16 protein-coding genes and 5 tRNA genes are annotated in these 19,521 nt (G+C 32.0%); 1 reads left to right on the forward strand and 20 read right to left on the reverse strand.

Annotated elements, in window-relative coordinates:
* Positions 1–231 precede the first annotated feature (231 nt).
* From K8M07_RS09440 to tpx, 19 genes are all read right to left on the reverse strand, one after another.
* Positions 232–308, reverse strand: a tRNA-Arg gene (locus K8M07_RS09440).
* A gap of 36 nt (positions 309–344) precedes the next feature.
* On the reverse strand, positions 345–1,136 hold the full coding sequence (locus K8M07_RS09445) for a metallophosphoesterase (RefSeq protein ID WP_223378169.1): 792 nt from the start codon (positions 1,134–1,136) through the stop codon (positions 345–347).
* A gap of 66 nt (positions 1,137–1,202) precedes the next feature.
* Positions 1,203–1,287, reverse strand: a tRNA-Leu gene (locus K8M07_RS09450).
* Positions 1,288–1,293: 6 nt separating this feature from the next.
* A tRNA-Lys gene (locus K8M07_RS09455) sits at positions 1,294–1,369 on the reverse strand.
* A gap of 47 nt (positions 1,370–1,416) precedes the next feature.
* Positions 1,417–1,493, reverse strand: a tRNA-His gene (locus tag K8M07_RS09460).
* A 12-nt stretch (positions 1,494–1,505) separates the two neighbouring features.
* Positions 1,506–1,579, reverse strand: a tRNA-Gly gene (locus K8M07_RS09465).
* Between the two features lie 80 nt (positions 1,580–1,659).
* Positions 1,660–2,142 (reverse strand): metallophosphoesterase, encoded by a 483-nt coding sequence (locus tag K8M07_RS09470; protein ID WP_223378170.1) that lies wholly within the window; start codon positions 2,140–2,142, stop codon positions 1,660–1,662.
* Complete coding sequence (gene rdgB / locus K8M07_RS09475; RefSeq protein WP_223378172.1) at positions 2,120–2,752, reverse strand: RdgB/HAM1 family non-canonical purine NTP pyrophosphatase; 633 nt, start codon at positions 2,750–2,752, stop codon at positions 2,120–2,122. Before rdgB ends, K8M07_RS09470 begins: the two co-directional genes overlap by 23 nt.
* A gap of 107 nt (positions 2,753–2,859) precedes the next feature.
* A complete protein-coding gene (locus K8M07_RS09480; RefSeq protein ID WP_223378174.1) occupies positions 2,860–3,897 on the reverse strand; it encodes a GerMN domain-containing protein in 1,038 nt (345 codons plus the stop codon).
* A gap of 59 nt (positions 3,898–3,956) precedes the next feature.
* Positions 3,957–4,481 carry a DUF2179 domain-containing protein gene (locus tag K8M07_RS09485; RefSeq protein ID WP_223378176.1) on the reverse strand — a complete coding sequence of 175 codons (525 nt, stop codon included), beginning with the start codon at positions 4,479–4,481 and terminating at the stop codon, positions 3,957–3,959.
* 57 nt (positions 4,482–4,538) lie between these two features.
* The gene (locus tag K8M07_RS09490) at positions 4,539–6,641 is read right to left on the reverse strand and encodes an N-acetylmuramoyl-L-alanine amidase family protein (protein ID WP_223378178.1); all 2,103 of its coding nucleotides are present in this window, start codon (positions 6,639–6,641) and stop codon (positions 4,539–4,541) included.
* Positions 6,642–6,755: 114 nt separating this feature from the next.
* Positions 6,756–7,751 (reverse strand): AIR synthase family protein, encoded by a 996-nt coding sequence (locus K8M07_RS09495; protein ID WP_223378180.1) that lies wholly within the window; start codon positions 7,749–7,751, stop codon positions 6,756–6,758.
* A gap of 142 nt (positions 7,752–7,893) precedes the next feature.
* Positions 7,894–9,324: an Asp-tRNA(Asn)/Glu-tRNA(Gln) amidotransferase subunit GatB gene (gene gatB, locus K8M07_RS09500; protein ID WP_223378189.1), complete on the reverse strand. Its 1,431-nt coding sequence runs from the start codon at positions 9,322–9,324 to the stop codon at positions 7,894–7,896.
* On the reverse strand, positions 9,324–10,763 hold the full coding sequence (gene gatA, locus K8M07_RS09505; protein WP_223378198.1) for an Asp-tRNA(Asn)/Glu-tRNA(Gln) amidotransferase subunit GatA: 1,440 nt from the start codon (positions 10,761–10,763) through the stop codon (positions 9,324–9,326). Before gatA ends, gatB begins: the two co-directional genes overlap by 1 nt.
* Before the next feature lie 14 nt (positions 10,764–10,777).
* Entirely contained in the window at positions 10,778–11,062 is a 285-nt protein-coding gene (gene gatC, locus K8M07_RS09510; protein WP_223378200.1) for an Asp-tRNA(Asn)/Glu-tRNA(Gln) amidotransferase subunit GatC, read from the reverse strand.
* Between the two features lie 114 nt (positions 11,063–11,176).
* A complete protein-coding gene (ligA, locus tag K8M07_RS09515; protein ID WP_223378202.1) occupies positions 11,177–13,162 on the reverse strand; it encodes an NAD-dependent DNA ligase LigA in 1,986 nt (661 codons plus the stop codon).
* A gap of 7 nt (positions 13,163–13,169) precedes the next feature.
* Positions 13,170–15,386, reverse strand: a complete 2,217-nt coding sequence (pcrA, locus tag K8M07_RS09520; protein ID WP_223378204.1) for a DNA helicase PcrA — start codon at positions 15,384–15,386, stop codon at positions 13,170–13,172.
* Positions 15,387–15,575: 189 nt separating this feature from the next.
* Positions 15,576–16,442, reverse strand: a complete 867-nt coding sequence (pdxS, locus tag K8M07_RS09525) for a pyridoxal 5'-phosphate synthase lyase subunit PdxS (protein ID WP_223378206.1) — start codon at positions 16,440–16,442, stop codon at positions 15,576–15,578.
* A gap of 320 nt (positions 16,443–16,762) precedes the next feature.
* Positions 16,763–17,278 carry a thiol peroxidase gene (gene tpx / locus K8M07_RS09530; RefSeq protein WP_223378208.1) on the reverse strand — a complete coding sequence of 172 codons (516 nt, stop codon included), beginning with the start codon at positions 17,276–17,278 and terminating at the stop codon, positions 16,763–16,765.
* 370 nt (positions 17,279–17,648) lie between these two features.
* On the opposite strand from tpx, the gene mscL reads away from it, so the two are divergent.
* On the forward strand, positions 17,649–18,110 hold the full coding sequence (mscL, locus tag K8M07_RS09535) for a large conductance mechanosensitive channel protein MscL (RefSeq protein ID WP_223378209.1): 462 nt from the start codon (positions 17,649–17,651) through the stop codon (positions 18,108–18,110).
* A 51-nt stretch (positions 18,111–18,161) separates the two neighbouring features.
* Here the strand turns inward: mscL and glnA are convergent, their stop codons facing one another.
* On the reverse strand, positions 18,162–19,514 hold the full coding sequence (gene glnA / locus K8M07_RS09540; RefSeq protein WP_223378211.1) for a type I glutamate--ammonia ligase: 1,353 nt from the start codon (positions 19,512–19,514) through the stop codon (positions 18,162–18,164).
* Positions 19,515–19,521: the final 7 nt, after the last annotated feature.

The following is a 19,521-nucleotide window of genomic DNA, read 5'->3' on the forward strand; positions in this document are numbered from 1 at the left end:
TGTATACCTTCCTCATAATCTTTGCAAGCTTGTAATTTTACTTCCTTACAAAACTTTACTTTTCTTCCCATAAAAAAACCTCCTAGTAGAAAATCTAATTTTAATTAATTAGACTGTCTACTTTGGAAGTATCATATCAGAGCTAGCGCTCTTCGACCTGTTTTTCTTTTAAGGCTTTTCTATTTTGAAACAGCCCCTTTATTACTCTTATTATAAACTTAATATTAAGGTTGGCACACCCGGAGGGACTCGAACCCCCAACAACTTGATTCGAAGTCAAGGACTCTATCCAGTTGAGCTACGGGTGCACATCTAATTATATTATAGCTGTAAATATTAAATTGTCAATTCCTAATCGTTATATTGCTTATTTGGATTCTATTAAAAAGTCTAATTGGAAATACACTGTTGCCTAGCCCACTATCTATATATAGTATAGTATCTCCTAATTCAAAAACGCCTTTATCATATTCTGGTAACAAGCCTTGACCTGGAACTGTTAATGCACCTATTAAAGGCAATCTTACTTGCCCTCCATGAGTATGTCCTGATAGTATCAAATCCTCTATACCTGATACATATGATATAGGTCTACTTGGTGAATGGGATAATATTATAGTAAAATTTTTAATATCTATTCCCTTTATGACCTTCTTGTAATCTTCTCTACTAGCAAAAAAACTCAAACCTATAATATTTATATTGTATTCATTAATATCTAGTACTGTATTTTCATTATCCAGTATAATGACTCCAATTTCTCTTAACTTTGAAATAAATCTATCTCTTTGAACATTTCTTAACTCATGATTTCCAATAACAAAAAACACTCTTTTATTTATTTGATAGATCTCTTCAATTAACATCAAGACAGAATCAATATCTTCAGTTTTACTATCAATAATATCCCCAGTTAGAACTATTATATGAGGATTAAAATTTAAAATTTTATCTAATAGCCTGTTTTTATCGATTAAACTATTTTCATGATAATCTGATATTTGGGTAATCCTCAAATCATTAGATATTTTATTGCTATGAAAAACTGGTTTATTTATATAAAACCTACTTATTTGTACATAGTTATATATAAAAATTAGTATTAAAGCCAACCATATCATCCATATTATTTTCATAGTTATCTTTTCACTCTCCAAAACAAAAAGAGTTTAAAAAAATTGGCTTTCGCCAATTGTGTATTATGGTGCGGGAGAGAGGACTTGAACCCCCACGTCATAAGACACTAGATCCTAAGTCTAGCGCGTCTGCCAATTCCGCCACTCCCGCATAAAATGGTGACCCATCGGCGACTCGAACGCCGGACACCCTGATTAAAAGTCAGGTGCTCTACCGCCTGAGCTAATGGGTCATAATAAATTATTTCAGTTTTATTTGTCAAATTTGCAGTAAAAAAAATGGGGTGGATAATGGGATTCGAACCCACGATCTCCAGAGCCACAATCTGGCGCCTTAACCAGCTAGGCCATATCCACCATGAAAATTCCTGGAGCGGATGAAGGGAATCGAACCCTCGTTACTGGCTTGGGAAGCCAGCGCTTTACCATTAAGCTACACCCGCATTACTTTTCATGCGAATCTTGCTGACAATATAAGATTATAGCAGGTATTCTTAATGTTGTCAATAGCTATTTTGGTTTTTTAATCATCAATTTCTATTATTTTTGCCTTGATTTTTTCTTTAATTTCTATGATTCCAAGTGTCTTTCTTCTCTTATAACCTCTAGGTATAGAAGGGCTCCCAGGGTTCATTATTATTATACCCGACTCTTCAAATATAACGGGTATATGGGTATGCCCAAATAGTACTATATCTACATTTAATTCCTCTGCTCTATATAGTAAGTTATTTGTGCCATATCGAACTTCATACTTATGTCCATGAGTCAAAAGCATCCTTTTACCCATTACTTCTACTATCTCGTCTTCATCATAATCCTGATTGAAAAAGTCTCCGTTACCTTTGACGATAGCAGTCCTTACTCCAATTTCCTTCTTTATCTTTTCACCATCTTCTACATAATCTCCTAGATGCACAATTAAATCTGGTGTTTTCATGTTTTTCACTTTATGAATAACTTCATCTGTTCTTCCATGCGTATCACTTATCACTACTATTTTCATATACATCATCCTTTAGGATATTCATAACTTCGACCTTAAGTTTATCTAATGCTTTTGCTCTATGGCTGATTTTATTTTTTATATCTCCAAGTTCTGCAAAAGTCTTATTATAGCCTTCTACTATAAATAATGGATCATAGCCAAATCCACTGTTTCCTCTCAATTCAAAACCAATATAGCCTTTACACTCCCCAGTAACAGTAATAATATTGCCTTTTTCAGTTATTAATGCAATAACGGTTTTAAAGGTTGCTGTTCTTTTTTCCATGGGAACATCTTCTAATTTATTTAGTAATTTTATAATATTCTTTTCAGATGTAGCATTAGCACCTGAATATCTAGCAGAATTTATTCCAGGCTCACCATTTAAATGATCAACAAACAATCCAGTATCATCAGCCATAATTATACCGTCTACTTTTCCCACTAAAGATTGTGCTTTTTTTATTGCATTTTCTTCTAAAGTATTTCCATCTTCTTCTACTTCAAAACCCTTGAAACCTATTTTATCTTTTGAAATAACATCTATAGGTAAATTCCTTAAAATATTTTTTATCTCTTCTACTTTATTAGGATTACCTGTGGATAGTATTAAACTTCTTCTTTTCATCTGTTAGTCTCTCCATCCTCATATTTGATGTATTAATTATTGTCCAAATTTATTTTATCATTTATAACTATTTTTGCAAATAAAAAAATAAGCTGTCTATAGACAGCTTAATATTCATTGGCAAAGGTTGGTACTGAATCATTTATGTAAACATCTAAACCAGCCTCTTCTAGAGTTTTTCCATCAACGAGTAACTCTACTTCCTCTATTTCTTTAAATTCACTTAGTGTTAATGCAATATTTCTTGCCATATTATTGAGTACAACATCTACATCTGATGGATACTCATAATCAAATGAAATATCTACATATGCTACTCCATCACTAACATCTACTCCATGAAAGTTTACTCCCTCAGCAATATCGGAACTAAGGCCTAATTCCATAGGTGGCCCATCAAATAGAGATTCAAGAGCAGTATACATATTTGGTACTGGTGCCAAAGTTGGAATAGTTACTGGAACGTAATACTGAAATTCTTCTTCAAAATTTTCCCCTTTAAAATATACTACTACTTTTGACCCTTCTTCATTTAAGTCTCCTATTAAATTGATGTTTTCTCTTTTAAATGAACTAGCTGTTTCAGTTCCAAATTTAAAAGTTGGAACTACTTCTCCTTCTACTAAAAATTGGACCTCATTTATATTTGGAAATTCGGTTAATGTATAGACCACACCGTTTATTAAATTCTCTTCATCTTTTTCCGTTTCACAGTTTAAAACTGCTTCAGAAAAATCTACTTTGCAAATTCCAGTTTCTTCATCTATAGACATCCCTAAAATTTCAGTTCCTGTTGGTATTATAGGAGATAAACCAGTAGAACTAATAGTTTCTCTTAATTCAGGACTATCTACCATATTTTTTAATGCAAGCTTAGCTATTCCTTCTTCCCATGGAATTTTTCTCATAACAGGAACAAGTAATCCTTGCTTATCTTTAAAATAGAGTACTGTTTCTCTTATGCTTTCATCATCTGTTACTTCAAATTCATAATCTTCATCTGATCTTATGATTTCAATTTCATCATCCTCAGTTAAAATCCTCGAACTTTTGTCATCTTTATTTCTATTGCAACTAATTATAATTATACATAATACCAATACTACCAATAGGATTAGTATTATTCTTCTATTTTTATTTACCATCACTTACCCCCCTTCACGTTTTATTACATTATATTAGAGGATAAGCAATACTATGATTATTATTTCTTTTTAACAGTTGAAAAATAACCTCCACTTATAGGACTTATTGAATTTGTGGTAATAAATGCTTTAGGATCATAATCATAAACTATCTTCTTTAGATTACCTAAATCCTTTCTTTTAATAACTACACTTAATACTTCTCTGTTACCCTCTCTACCTTGACCTACTAGTACAGTAACCCCAAATCCACTATCTCTTAAACAATTAACTAATTCAGAATTGTTATCATCTCTAAGTATTATCTGAGTTCCTAAATTTCCAAGTCCAATCTTATTTTCTAAAGTTATACCTACATAGTTTCCACAAGCAAAACCTAACCCATATGCTAGTAAATTACCTATATTGTCCAAATTATTTACTACTTGGTTTAATGCTGTAATATAAATTATTATTTCAAAAAATCCAATAACTGCAGCATGAATCTTTCTACCCTGTACCACCATCAACATTCTAATAGTTGCCAGTGTTACATCTAATACTCTTGCAACAAAAATGAATAAATACCCTAATAAAACACTCATTCAAATCCCCCCCGATACTTAAATATAGCGGAGACTAAGTCTCCGCTATACTATATATTAATATGTTTCAAAGTATCTTTCAATACCCTTTATAATTGAATCAACCATAATATCTTGATAAGCATCATCTTGCAAGTTCTTTGCATCCTCAGAGTTAGTTAAAAATCCCATTTCGATTAATGCTGCAGGCATAGCTGTCTTTCTTAAAACTACTAAGCGTGGTCTCTTAAGTATTCCTTTATTAACAGCTCCTGTGCCCTTTATTATTTCATCCATAAGCGCATCTGATAAAGGATAATTGTCTTTCTCTTTCAATTCAGAATCAAAAGCTGGACAATATAATACTTGTATACCACTTATATCGCTATTACCTATGGAATTAGAATGAAGACTTATAAATATATCTGCTTGATTTCTATTAGCAATATTCGCTCTTTCATCTAAATCTACGAAATTATCATCATCTCTTGTCATTATGGTGTTATAACCTTTATTTCGCAATGATTCATTAAGCTTCAATGCCACTGCTAGATTTACATCCTTCTCTTTAACTCCATTAGGAACTGCTCCTGGGTCATGTCCACCATGCCCTGCATCAATTACTATGGTCTTATCAGAAGTTTCTATTTCTTCAGTACTATTAAAGTTTAAAATTATCTCATCATCCATGGAATTGGATAAAACAGTATATTCAATTCCTCTTCTAAATGATACAATGATCTTATATTTATTGTCCTCTTCTTTGACTGTTATATCATTAACCAAACCATCATTAATACTTAGAAATCCCTCTTTTATATCTAACCTATCAGATGGAACTTCAACTACCATTGTTTTCTCTTTTTCATTATATTTTACATCATAATCTGTTTTTTTATTTGTACTAATTGAAATTTCTCCATTACCATCCTTCATAGAATAATCGATTGCTTCCTGTAAATTAGCCTCTGGAATGATAACCATCTTGTCATCATATGTATTGATACTAACTTCAGGATCAGTAATCCCATCTTTAATATCTAATACCATTCTTACTATTCTATCATTAGGCTTATAAAGATTATCTGGGACAAATTGCGATACTCTTACACCTTTAACAACTCCTAAACTATAGTCGTATTCAAAATAATTTCCACCCTCTAATGAGGAATCCAATAAATCAACAACTATTCTTTCTGGATTTGTTAAATTCATTGTTCTTATTTCAGCTTTATTAGTATTGTGAATAACTATGGCTTCCTTTCCGTCTATTTCTTCCTTTTCAATCTTTTTTACTTTGTTTACAAAAGAAAGAGTTAATGACTTGCCATCATCACCTGACACTAGATCAAAATCAGCCTCTTCAGTTAAATTAAGAACTATCCTGACTACATTTGGCTCTTTAGAAAATTGAGATACACTCATCCTTTTGATTGGACCATTATTTACATCAATTTTACCTATTCCATCTTCAAAAGGTATATCCTTTACATTTAATGTTGCATTTTCAATGTCTATAACCAATCTAGTAGGATTTTTCAATGATAATGTAGAATAATTTAATTTTTCTGTCCCTTGTATTGTTACCTTTGGCTTATTAGTACTTCCTTTTTCTACTACAACATTTGTTACTTGACTAGTATTAGTGTTTTCATCCTTATCTTCATCCCCATTCTTAGCAGTATTGATAAATGGCAATCTATTTGTTTCATCATATCCTACTTCATATCCCAGTGTTTCCGAAACAAATCTCAATGGTACCATAGTTCTAGAATCAGTTCTTGAATTTCCAACATTAAAAGTTACAAGTTTAGGAATCCAAGCGCTATCCAACACTACCTTTTCTCCATTAACAAATACATCTGACTTATTAATACTTAACTCTATTTTCTTATCTTCAGTAGTAATAGTAGCTGTCCTTGTGCTTTGTTCCCAGTCAACTTCTGCTCCATAATGTTCTGCTATAAACCTTACAGGTACAAAAGTGGTACCATTTGTAATAAAAGATGGCATATCTAAGCGTATTGCTTGTCCATCCATAACGACTGGTACTTCTCTTACTGATTCTTTTTCTCCATTGATACTAACCAAAATATCATTGCTAGAATTAGCTGCAATTGCAGTAGAGGTAATGAATATTAGTATAAACAAAAAGGATAGAAACACTTTCCATTTCTTCATACTGATTGCCCCTTTCTACATCATCTTTTGTGCTATTCCACGCCTAAATTATTTATATCATTTCATAAGCTATTATGTCAATGAAATGGAATTTTTGTAATAATAATGTAATATTCAATATAATATGGAAAGTGCTTTATATAATTCGTCGCTTGATGGTGCTTCTATGTCCTTTATCTTTCCATCCTCCTCTATTAATATTCCTTCATCTATTACCTCTCCTATTACAGTGACTTTAGTACCATTTTCTTTCAATTTGCTTTCAAGTATATTAACCTTTTTTTCATCAGCAATAATAAGCATACTACCACTGGAAATTAATCTGTAAGGATTTATATTTAAAATGTTTGATATTACCGCAGTAACATTTTTCATAGGAATTAAGTCTTTATATATTTTTACGCCTCTATTAGTCGCTACAGCAGCTTCCCATACAGCTCCCAATATTCCTCCTTCAGTGATATCATGCATATAATTTACTCCTATATTCCCGCATATTACTCCTTCTTTTACAACAGATATCATATTATACATATTTTTTGCTTCAACTATTCTTTCTTCATCCACTTTACCTTTTAGATAATCATTCAATTCCTTTGCTATTATTGCAGTTCCTTCAATGCCAGCATATTTAGTCATGAGTATCTTATTTCCTACTTTAACGTCTTTTGAATTTATCATCTTTTTCTTTTTTTGTTTTCCTATAACTGTAGTAGAGATAACCACCCTATTTACAGCGTCTGTAATTTCAGTATGTCCGCCAATAATCTCTACATTCAATTCTTTGGAAGCTTCTCCTGCTCCTTTCATTATAACTTCTATATCATCCTCAGTTATATATGGAGGAGCTAAAATAGTTAAAAGAACTCCTATAGGTTCTGCTCCACTACTTGATACATCATTACAGGATATATGTATTGATAATCTGCCTATATCTTTAGTAGCCCCTGTTATAGGGTCAGAGGATACAATGCAAACTTCATCTCCAAAATCTAATATTGCATTATCTTCCCCTATAGCAGCACCTACTAGAACTTCCTTTCTTTTATTTTTTATATTATTAAATACTATTTTACTCAAAATTTCATTTGGTAATTTACCTATTTCCATATAAAAATCCTCCTTGCCAATATTATATCCTAATTATTGTACAAGTATATTGTATCAGAATGCAAACACTTTTAATACACACTTATTGAGTTTATTAAAGATTATCCTAATAATAAAAATGATGAAATCTGAATAGATTTCATCATTTCTCACTTATTATATCTCTTATCATCTTATTTACCATTTGAGGATTAGCCTTTCCTCTTGTGACTTTCATTGTCTGTCCTACTAGATATCCTAGGGCTCTATCCTTACCATTCTTATAGTCTATAATGGATTGTTCATTTTCCTCTAATACCTTCTCAACTATTTTCTTTAGCTCATCTTCATCATTAATCTGAATTAAACCTCTTTCCTTAACTATCGTTTCTGGTTTCTTGCCTGTTTCAAACATTTCCCTGAAGACTTTCTTCCCTATATTATTGCTTATCTTACCATCATCTATTAGCCTTAGAAGGTCAGCTAAATCCTTAGCTTCAAATCTTAGATCTTCTACTTCTATCTCTTCATCATTTAATCTTCTCAATACATCTCCCATTATCCAGTTGCTTACCTGCTTAGGATCTTTTGATAGTTTGACAGTTTCTTCAAAGAATATGGACAGTTCTTTGGATTGAGTTAATACACCAGCATCGTATTCTGGAAGATCATATTTATCCATAAATCTCGCTTTCTTATGCTCCGGTAATTCTGGTAGATTGTTTCTTATCTCTTCAATCCAATCTTCATCTATCTTAATAGGAGCTATATCTGGCTCAGCTCCATATCTATAGTCTGCGACTTCCTCTTTACTTCTCATGAGCACAGTTTTATTTTCCATTTCATTCCATCTTCTTGTTTCCTTACGTGTATTTTTCCCTTTCTCTAATAATTCAATATGTCTTTTTTCTTCATATTCTATCGCTTTTCCTACCGCACTAAATGAATTCAAATTCTTAAGCTCAGATATTTTGGTCTTTGTACCCTTTTCAGTATCTACAACATTTAAATTGACATCACACCTTAAAGAACCTTCCTCCATTTTACAATCTGAAACTTCAAGATATTGTAATGTTGCCTTTAATTTTTCAAGAAAATCTTGGGCTTCTTCCTTTGTATTTATATCAGGCTCAGTAACTATTTCAATCAAAGGAACCCCAGCTCTATTATAATCCAATAGAGAATCACCAGCTTCCGTATGAATGGACTTACCGGTATCTTCTTCTATGTGAATTCTTATTAACCTTATCTTCTTAAGTCCGTTTTCAGTATCTACCTCTATATATCCTTCTGAACATAAAGGAACATCTGCTTGACTTATTTGATATCCTTTTACCAAATCAGGATAAAAATAATTTTTTCTATCCATCATGGTATTCATAGCAATTTGGGAATTGAAAGCTAATCCTGCCCTTATGGCATATTCTACTACTGATTTGTTTAACACTGGAAGGGCTCCCGGTAATCCTAAACATACAGGACAACATTGGGTGTTAGCATCTCCGCCAAATTCATTAGCACAATTACAGAATATTTTAGTTTTAGTCATAAGTTCGACGTGAATCTCTAAACCTACTATAGTTTTATATGCCATTACCTAACACCCCCTAAATTCTTTTCTAAAGTATAAGCAGCTTTTAATATGTTTATTTCTTTGAATCTATCTCCAATTATTTGTAGCCCAACAGGCAATCCTTCTGCATAGCCACAAGGCATGGATAATGCACAGATTCCTGCCAGATTAGTTGCTACAGTAAATAAATCAGATTTATACATGGTAATTGGATCTGTTATTTCTCCCATTTTAAAAGGTAAATTTGGTGTTGTTGGCCCTAATATTATGTCATATTTTTCAAATGCTTTGTCAAAATCATTCTTAATTAGAGTTCTTACCTTCAGTGCCTTTTTATAATATTCATCAGCATGGCCTTTACTTAAAGAATATGTTCCTAACATTATCCTTCTCTTCACTTCATCTCCAAAGGCTTCTGATCTAGTTTTTTTGTATAGTTCATCCAAATTCGAATAATCTTTGGCTCTGTAGCCATATCGTACACCATCAAACCTGGACATATTGGAACTAATCTCTGAGGTCGAAATTATATAATAACTTGATAATCCATATTTTAAATTTGGTAATGATATTTCATCTACTTCCGCTCCTAAATCTTCAAATAATTTAATAGCTTTTATAAACCTATCTTTAATATTGCTATCAATTTCTAAATCAATATATTCTTTTGGTATAGCCACCTTCATGCCTTTTATATCATCACCTATATTTGCTAAATAATCAATGATGTCTACATCCATAGATGTTGAGTCTCTTTCATCATATCCCGCAACAACTTTTAATAATAATGTTGCATCTGAAACATTTCTTCCAAAAGGTCCTACTTGATCTAGTGAATTTGCCATAGGTATTACTCCATATCTGGATACTAAACCATATGTAGGCTTAATCCCTACAACTCCACAAAAACTTGCAGGTTGTCTTATAGAACCACCAGTATCCGTTCCTAAAGCCAAAGGCACCTCTTCAGCTTTTACTGCTGCAGCAGATCCTCCACTAGAACCTCCAGGTACTCTTTCAGTATCATTAGGATTTCTAGTTAGTCCAAAGTATGATGTTTCAGTAGACGAACCCATGGCGAACTCATCCATATTGGTCTTTCCTACTATTATTCCATCTTCACTTTTTATCTTTTCAATAACCGTTGCCTCATAAGGAGGTATGTAATCTCTAAGCATTTTAGAGCCACAGGTAGTTCTAATACCATTGGTACTTATATTGTCCTTTACTGCTACTGGGATACCGGCTAATAGTCCTACATCTTCTCCATTCTTTATCTTTTCATCTACTCTATTTGCTGCCTCCAAGGCTTCTTCCTTAGTTAACGTTATAAAGGCATTTATGTCTTGCTCCATTTTCTCAATTTTATCAAAATGAGCCTTAATTATTTCAGTACTGGATATCTTTTTATTTAAAAGATTTTCTCTCATTTCTATTGCAGTTAAACTTGTAATGTCCATTCTTTCACCTCTCTCTAATCCATCACCCTTGGCAATCTAAAATAACCATATTGCTCTTCAGGCGCATTTTTAAGTACTTCTTCTCTAGGTAAACTTGGTTTTATATTATCTTCTCTTAAAGGTTGAATTTTGGAGCTTATATTATAAGTAGGTTCTACTTCATCAATATCAATTCCTTTTAATTCCCCTACATATTCTACAATGTTCGAAAATTCCTCAGTAAAATAAGTTAATTCTTTATCAGAGAATTCCAGCTTACTTAATTCAGCTATATGTTTTACATCTTTTTTCGAAACCATTTATTACCCTCCTTTCTCACGCTTATAAGACATATTTAGAAAGATAAGCCTAACCTTGATCAAGGTATATCTTTTAACCTTATCATTTTATCATTTTTCATATGGAAAAATCAATTATTCAATTATCTCCAATAGTCTCTTCTCATCTATTATTTCAATTTCTAATTCCACTGCCTTATCATATTTAGAACCTGGATTTTCCCCTACTATTACATAATCAGTATTCTTGCTAACTGAACCTGTTACATTGCCTCCCATTTCTTCTACTATCTCCTTTAATTCCTTTCGTGTATAGGTCTTAATTGTTCCAGTTAGAACTACGTTCTTTTCAGTAAATATAGACTCTTTTACTTCTTTTTCTTCATAGCGAGGATTAACACCTTCCGCCAGCAGCTTATCTATACTATTGAGAATTCTTTCATCATGGAAAAATTCTACTATGCTCTCAGCAATCTTAGGTCCAATATCTGTTATAGCCATCAGCTCTTCATATGTAGCATTTTTGATATTTTCTAGAGATTTAAAATGTTCAACTAAATCTTCAGCTGTTTTCTTCCCTACATTTGGTATTCCCAGTGCATATATAAATGCATCCAAATTACAATCTTTGCTTTTTTCAATAGCTTCAATTAAATTTTGAGATTTCTTTTTTTGGAAACCTTCTAATTCTATTAAATCCTCATATTTAATCTCATAGATTTGAGGTATATCCTTTAAGTCCAATTCCTCAAATAGCTTTTCCGCTGTTTTCTCACTAAATCCTTCAATATTCATGGCATCTCTACTAGAATAATGAACTATTCTGGATACTAATTGTGGCTTACATGATAATGAATTAGGACAAAATATATGAACTCCATCCTGTATCAACTCCGAATTACAAGCAGGACAATGAGTAGGTTTTTCTATTTCTTGAACCTCTTCATCTGAGTCCACTACTCCTAATATCTCAGGAATGACCTCATTAGATCTTCTAACCAACACCCTTGAACCTATAGCTACCTTTTTTCTCTTTATATCATCATAGTTATTTAAAGTTGCTCTTCTTACGGTAGCTCCTGCAATTTCAACAGGTTCGAGTATTGAACTAGGAGTGACCTTGCCAGTTCTACCTACATTCCACTGAATACCTATTAACTTAGTTGTGACTTCTTCTGCTTCAAATTTATAGGCCATAGCCCAACGTGGAAATTTCATAGTATATCCTAATACTTCTCTAGTTTTCATATCGTCTATCTTAATAACCGCTCCATCAGTTAGTATATCTATTTTATGTCTTTCTTCATCTATCTTTTCTATTTCCTCTATAACCTCATCTATGGAACTACATTCTTTTACATAATCATATACAGGAAGTCTATTGTTTCTTATAAATTCCAACATCTCCATATGCGTTTTGAATTCTTTTCCTTCGATATATCCTATGCTATAGAAATAACCTACTAGATTTCTACTAGATGTAATTTTAGGATTCAAGTTCCTTAATGCTCCTGCAGCTGCATTTCGTGCATTCTTCAATGGTCCATCTGCTGTTTTATTGTATTCCTTGAAAGCCGATAGTGGCATCAGTCCCTCTCCTTGTATTTCCATAGTTCCTTTATAGTTAATACTCAAAGGGATATTTTTAATAGTCTTTATCTGTGGTAAAATAGCTTCCCCTATAGTTCCATTACCTCTGGTCGTACCTTGTACTAACACTCCATTTCTATAGGTTAAATTAATTGTAAGTCCATCAAACTTATACTCTACTATATAAGTTGGAGAAGGTAATTTATCATCATGATGCTTATTGTAATCCGCAATCATTCGTCTTACTCTAGTGTCCCAATTTCTCAAATTACCATAATCTTGGCTTTTATCCAAGCTTAAAAGCCTACCTATATGAACATGTTTTTCAAACTTATCTAGTATTTCTCCTCCAACTCGTTGAGTAGGAGAATATTCCTTAACTACGCCTGTCTCCTTTTCCAATTTAACTAGTTCATCATAAAGAACATCATATTCCTTATCACTTACCTTAGGATTATCCAAAGTATAATAGTAATAATTTAACTCATTTATAGTGTGTATAAGTTCTTCCATTCTTTTCATCTTATCCATAACACTACTATCCTTTCATTATTTCTATAGGAGCAATTGATAATAGTAGTCTCTTTAGTCCTACTTTATCAAATGCAATTACTATTTCTTTATCGTTATCTTTATCCTTTACTTGTACTATGGTTCCTATACCCCATTTTTTATGGCTAACCTTTATTCCTACTTTCACTTCTGAACTGTTCACATTTTGTTTTGGCATTGGTCTATTAATAGTAGGCTTAGCCTTTTTAGAATAATCCACAAAATTAACCAATCTTTCATCATCCTTTTCTTTTGTTCTATTAATGGATTTCCCATTGCTAATAGAAGGTTCTATCAAATCCTTCGGCATTTCCTTTAAAAAACGTGATGGATATGAATACTCAGTCTTACCATATATAGTTCTTATCTTTGAATGAGTTATAAACAGTAACTTTTCGGCTCTAGTTATAGCTACATAACATAACCTTCTCTCCTCTTCCAGTTCCGATTCATTATCTATAGCCCTAGATATTGGGAATAATCCTTCCTCCATACCTACTAAGAATACAACAGGAAACTCTAGTCCCTTCGCGGAATGTATTGTCAATAGAGTTATTGAATTATCAACATCTTCTGTCTTATCAACATCAGAAAGTAGAGATACATTGGCAAGAAAATCCTCTAGTGTCCCATCTGGATTATTGACTTCAAAATCTACTGCTACAGATATAAATTCTTTTATATTTTCCAGTCTAGTTTGAGACTCAATGCTTCCTTCATCTTCTAATTGTTTAATATAGCCTATACCGTAAACTATCTTTTCAATAAATTCATTTACACTCACTACCTCACTCATAGCCATAAACTTGTTTATTATATCCACAAAAGTTTTTATATTATTCTTTGCTCTTGTTGATAGTTTTGGTATGTTATCTATTTCTAATAATACACTATACATATTCTCATCAATTTGATTTGCATATTCTTCAATCTTTTCTATAGTAGCTTTACCTATTCCTCTTTTAGGAACATTTATAATCCTTTTTAAGGAAATATCATCAGCTGGATTTTGAATCATCTTTAGATATGCCATTATATCCTTTATCTCTTTTCTATCATAAAATCTCAATCCACCAACTAATTTATATGGTATATTTCTCCTCATAAATGATTCTTCAAAAGATCTTGATTGAGCATTGGTTCTATAAAGTATCGCAAAATCCGAAAGTTCATAGCCATCACTTACTAACTTTTCAATTTTATTAGCTACAAAATAGGCCTCATCTTGTGCATCTAATAGATTCTCAACTACTACCTGACTTCCTTCCTCATTATCAGTCCATAGGTTCTTATCTTTTCTATCAAAGTTATTCTTTATGACATGGTTTGCTACCTTTAGTATCTTTTTAGTAGATCTGTAGTTTTGCTCTAATTTAATAATTTTACTACTTGAAAAATCCTTTTCAAAGTTTAAGATATTAGTTATATCTGCTCCTCTCCAACCAAAGATTGATTGGTCCTCATCCCCTACTACACATATATTCTTGTGTTTGCTTGTTATCAACCTAACCAACTCATACTGAGTCTTATTAGTATCTTGAAACTCATCTACAAATACATATTTAAATTTCTTTTGATAATAGTCTAATACTTCTGGGTTTGTCCTAAATAGCTCTACAGTTTTAATAATCAAGTCATCGAAATCTAATGCATTATTGCTTTTAAGTTTTTTCTCATATAGAGCATATAACTCACCAATATTTCTTAAGTAATAATCACTATAATTCTCATTTATATATGTATCTGAATGTACCATGCTGTCCTTTAATTCACTAATTTTACTAAGAACAGACCTTTCCTTATACATTTCCTTGTTTAGATTTCTTTCTTTTATACATTCTTTCATAAGTGTTATCTGATCATCTCTATCATATATTGAAAAGCTTCTTTCAAATCCAATTCTATTTATATCACGTCTGAGTATCCTTACACATACGGAGTGAAAAGTACCCATCCATATATCTTCTACATTATTATCCAATAAATTGCCAATTCTATCCTTCATTTCGTTTGCTGCCTTATTGGTAAAGGTTATCGCCAATATATTTCCAGGGAAAATCCTTCTTTCTTCGATTAAATACGCTATTTTATGAGTCAATACTCTAGTTTTCCCTGATCCTGCTCCTGCTAAAATTAATAAAGGCCCTCCCTCATGAAGAACGGCTTCTCTTTGTCTATCATTTAAACCCTTTAGGTAGTCCATCAATTCACACCTTCCTAATTATCATTTCTCATTAATTATATAATAAAGAAAGGATTATTCCAAATTAAAAAAAGCATACCTCTAAATATTAAATTTTACTATAATATTTAAGATATGCTTTTCATATAGCTATAAATGAACTATATCCTAATTGTTGGATTCCCTACAAAGTTTAACACTTTTGGTTTATTACCTTTTTGCAAATAAATTTTCCTCTGGCAGCTGATCAATCTCTATGCCTGTCATTGCTTTATCTAAATCTCTTGATACCTCTGCTAATACCTTTGAATTATCATAATTTTTAACGGCTTCAACTATGGCTTTTGCCCTTTTCTCTGGATTTTTAGATTTGAATATACCTGAACCTACAAAAACACCATCACAACCTAGCTGCATCATCAAAGCAGCATCTGCCGGTGTGGCTATTCCTCCTGCTGCAAAATTTAATACTGGTAATTTCCCATTTTCAGTTACATATAGTATCAATTCATAAGGCGCTGCCATTTCCTTTGCAACAGTCATTAGTTCTTCTTTAGGCATATTCTCAAGTCTTCTAATTTGTGACATAACAGTTCTCATATGTCTTACTGCTTCAACTACATTCCCCGTTCCAGCTTCTCCTTTAGTCCTTATCATGGAAGCTCCTTCTCTAATACGTCTCAATGCCTCTCCTAAATTTCTTGCTCCACAAACAAATGGTGTGCTAAATTTTCCCTTATCTATATGGAAATCATCATCAGCTGGAGTTAATACCTCGCTTTCATCTATGTAATGAACTCCAATTGATTCTAAAATTTGTGCCTCGACAAAATGTCCAATTCTTACTTTTGCCATTACAGGAATAGAAACCTCATTTAATATTTCCTCTATCAACTTTGGATCTGACATCCTAGCTACTCCACCTTCTTTTCTGATATCCGCTGGGACTCTTTCCAACGCCATAACAGATACTGCACCAGCCTTTTCAGCAATTCTAGCCTGTTCAGCATTAACCACATCCATTATTACTCCACCTTTAAGCTTGCTATTTAATTCACATGTTATATCTTTCATCATATTCCTCCCCCTTTATTTTTATAGATACACTTTATACTTTATATTTATTGTATCTAAAATGTATTGGTTCTGTCAATACGCTTTTGTTAAAAAATATAATTGTATCGTATTGCTTATTGGTTTGAACCGTACATAAAAAATACCCTGCTATTAATAGCAGGGTATTTTTTATCTTTTCTCAAATCATACAGATTCTTTTATAAAGTAAACTTCTTTGATATTCCAATAATTATTTTATACTAAATTTATCGCCATCACTAGATATGGCAACTTGCTCTGTTAATTCTGATAACCCTCGTCTTCATTTCATCATCATTGCATTATACAAGCTCTTTTGCTTCTTCTATTACCTTATCATAATTTGGATGTGTTCCAACTTCCTTTACGTACTCAACATATCGTACCACATTATCTCTATCTAGAATTACTATACCTCTGCTCAGAAGCCTTAGCTCTTCCATAACAAATCCGTAATTCATACCAAAGGAAAGATCTCTATGATCAGATAATGTAATGACCTTATCTATGCTATGAGTACTGCAGAATCTTTTCTGTGCAAAAGGTAAATCTACACTCATAGTTAGTATGACAACATCTTCTAATTGTGAAGCTTCCTCGTTAAATCGCATAGTTTGCATCTCACATACTCCTGTATCCAATGATGGGACTACACTAATTATCTTTATTTTATCTCCTATATCCTTTAAAGAATATTCTTCTAAATCCCCATTAAGTACAGTGAAATCTGGTGCTTCATCTCCTACCTTAATTTCTTTGCCTATAAGAGTTACATGATTGCCTCCCATAGTTACTAAGCCAGTTCTCTTCTCAACCATTATTATATCTCCTTTCATATAATTAGTACATCTAATTTTAATCATTTTATTGATACCCACTGACTTCAACTATATTCATATAATTATGCCAACAAATAATATAATTGATTTTAAGCTACTCTAATTCGTCTACTATTACTTCATGAATCTTCTCTCTACTTTCTTCTTTCCTTTTCCAATCTATGGTCTTTGTTTGTTGCAATTCTACTAATCCATCCTATAAACCTGTTTTATTAATTTTAAAATACTAGTAATGATTGTCTATTTATATAACGAAAAAAATGTATTATAATGAATATACATTATAAATTTTTGATACTATCAAGATAGCGATTTAATACCAATACAAGAGGCTATCGGTATAAATAAAATGGAGGAAACTATGTTAAAAGAATTTAAAAATTTCGCATTGAAAGGCAATATGATCGATATGGCAGTGGGTATTATTATAGGTGGTGCGTTTAATGGAATAGTTAATTCATTGGTTAATGATATTGTCATGCCAATACTTAGCATATTTACAAAACGCATTGATTTTAGTAAATTATTCATTGCATTAGATGGGAAAAAATATGCAACAATAGAAGCTGCGCAGAAAGCTAATGTAGCCACATTAAATTACGGTACATTTATTTCTGGAGTTTTGAACTTCCTAATAATGGCCTTCGTTGTATTCATAATAATTAAATGGATAAATAAATTGAGAAAACCTGCACCAGTTGCAGAACCTACTACAAAAAAATGTCCTTATTGTTATTCAGAAGTTCATATTGACGCTACAAAATGTCCTCATTGTATTTCTGATTTAACTGAAATCGAATCATCAATATAGATAAAAATTAAAAGCAAGGTAATTACCTTGCTTTTAATTTCACTTTTCCATTTAATATGCTCTTAAATATTGATCTATCTCCCATTCATGAACTTTCATTGTGTAATCTTTCCATTCCTCAAATTTAGCGGTAGTAAATTTATTTGTTATATGACTCCCCAAAGCTCCTTTTATCAAATCATTACTGGATAATTCCATCAATGCTTCATATATATTCTTAGGTAAGGATTCAATATGATTTTGTTGTCTTTCTTCGAAACCCATTTCATAAATATTCCTATTAATAGGCTGTGGTGGAACTATCTTGTTTGCAATTCCATCAAGTCCTGCAGTTAAAGCTATAGCAAGAGCTAAATAGGGGTTACAGGATGGGTCTGGATTTCTTAGCTCAACTCTTGTACTTAATCCTCTTTTGGCTGGTACCCTTACAAGAGGACTCCTATTCTTTTCCGACCAAGCTATATTTACTGGAGCTTCGAATCCATTTGTCAACCTTTTATAAGAATTTATTAGTGGATTTGTAATAGCTGCAAATCCTTTGGCATTTTTTAATAATCCACCGATAAAATACATAGCTTCATCACTTAGACCATTCTCTTTATTTTTATCATAGAATATGTTTTCTTTACCTTCAAACAAAGACATATTTAAATGCATTCCAGAACCTGCAATTCCTTCTACTGGCTTTGGCATAAAGGTAGCAAATAGTCCAAAATCATCTGCTATTTTCTTAACCACATATTTAAAAGTCATTATATTATCTGCAGTAGTAAGTGCATCTGCATATTTAAAATCTATTTCATGTTGACCTGGTCCACCTTCATGATGTGAAGCTTCAACCTCAAATCCAAAACCTTCTAATGCTATGGTTATGGCCTCTCGTACACTTTCACCCTTGTCCATTGGAGCCATATCAAAATATCCCGCTTTGTCATTATTCTCCAGTACAGGATTTCCCTTTTCGTCTACATTAAACATATAAAACTCAGGTTCAGGCCCTACATAAAATGTATATCCCATATCACACGCTTTTTTCAATGCTTTTTTAAGTACATTTCTAGGACATCCCTCAAAAGGTTCTCCATTAGGAGTGTATACATCACATATCATTCTAGCTACTGTATATCCATTGTGAGTTGGCCATGGAAACAAAACGAATGTTGATAGATCTGGATAGAGATACATATCCGATTCTTCTATACGTGTAAATCCATCTATTGATGATCCATCAAACATAATCTCATTATTTAATATCTTATCGATCTGATTTACTGGCAATGTAGTACTCTTTACAGATCCTAATATATCCGCTAATTGTAAAACAATAAATCTAACGTTCTTTTCTTCTATTATTCTTTTAATACATCTTATTTGTTCATCTCTAGTATCTAGTATTTTCTGCATAAATAAC

Origin of the sequence: Schnuerera sp. xch1, from assembly GCF_019931165.1 — a bacterium.
Classification (GTDB): domain Bacteria; phylum Bacillota; class Clostridia; order Tissierellales; family Tepidimicrobiaceae; genus JAIOUP01.

Coding starts and splice junctions, on each gene's coding strand:
- rdgB (WP_223378172.1), bottom strand. CDS start 2,752: ATGAAAAGAAGAAGTTTAATACTATCCACAGGTAATCCTAATAAAGTA.
- gatA (WP_223378198.1), bottom strand. CDS start 10,763: ATGGACATTACAAGTTTAACTGCAATAGAAATGAGAGAAAATCTTTTA.
- K8M07_RS09485 (WP_223378176.1), bottom strand. CDS start 4,481: ATGAGTGTTTTATTAGGGTATTTATTCATTTTTGTTGCAAGAGTATTA.
- K8M07_RS09490 (WP_223378178.1), bottom strand. CDS start 6,641: ATGAAGAAATGGAAAGTGTTTCTATCCTTTTTGTTTATACTAATATTC.
- ligA (WP_223378202.1), bottom strand. CDS start 13,162: ATGGATAAGATGAAAAGAATGGAAGAACTTATACACACTATAAATGAG.
- gatB (WP_223378189.1), bottom strand. CDS start 9,324: ATGGCATATAAAACTATAGTAGGTTTAGAGATTCACGTCGAACTTATG.
- K8M07_RS09495 (WP_223378180.1), bottom strand. CDS start 7,751: ATGGAAATAGGTAAATTACCAAATGAAATTTTGAGTAAAATAGTATTT.
- glnA (WP_223378211.1), bottom strand. CDS start 19,514: ATGCAGAAAATACTAGATACTAGAGATGAACAAATAAGATGTATTAAA.
- pdxS (WP_223378206.1), bottom strand. CDS start 16,442: ATGATGAAAGATATAACATGTGAATTAAATAGCAAGCTTAAAGGTGGA.
- pcrA (WP_223378204.1), bottom strand. CDS start 15,386: ATGGACTACCTAAAGGGTTTAAATGATAGACAAAGAGAAGCCGTTCTT.
- gatC (WP_223378200.1), bottom strand. CDS start 11,062: ATGGTTTCGAAAAAAGATGTAAAACATATAGCTGAATTAAGTAAGCTG.
- K8M07_RS09480 (WP_223378174.1), bottom strand. CDS start 3,897: ATGGTAAATAAAAATAGAAGAATAATACTAATCCTATTGGTAGTATTG.
- tpx (WP_223378208.1), bottom strand. CDS start 17,278: ATGGTTGAGAAGAGAACTGGCTTAGTAACTATGGGAGGCAATCATGTA.
- K8M07_RS09445 (WP_223378169.1), bottom strand. CDS start 1,136: ATGAAAATAATATGGATGATATGGTTGGCTTTAATACTAATTTTTATA.
- mscL (WP_223378209.1), top strand. CDS start 17,649: ATGGAGGAAACTATGTTAAAAGAATTTAAAAATTTCGCATTGAAAGGC.
- K8M07_RS09470 (WP_223378170.1), bottom strand. CDS start 2,142: ATGAAAATAGTAGTGATAAGTGATACGCATGGAAGAACAGATGAAGTT.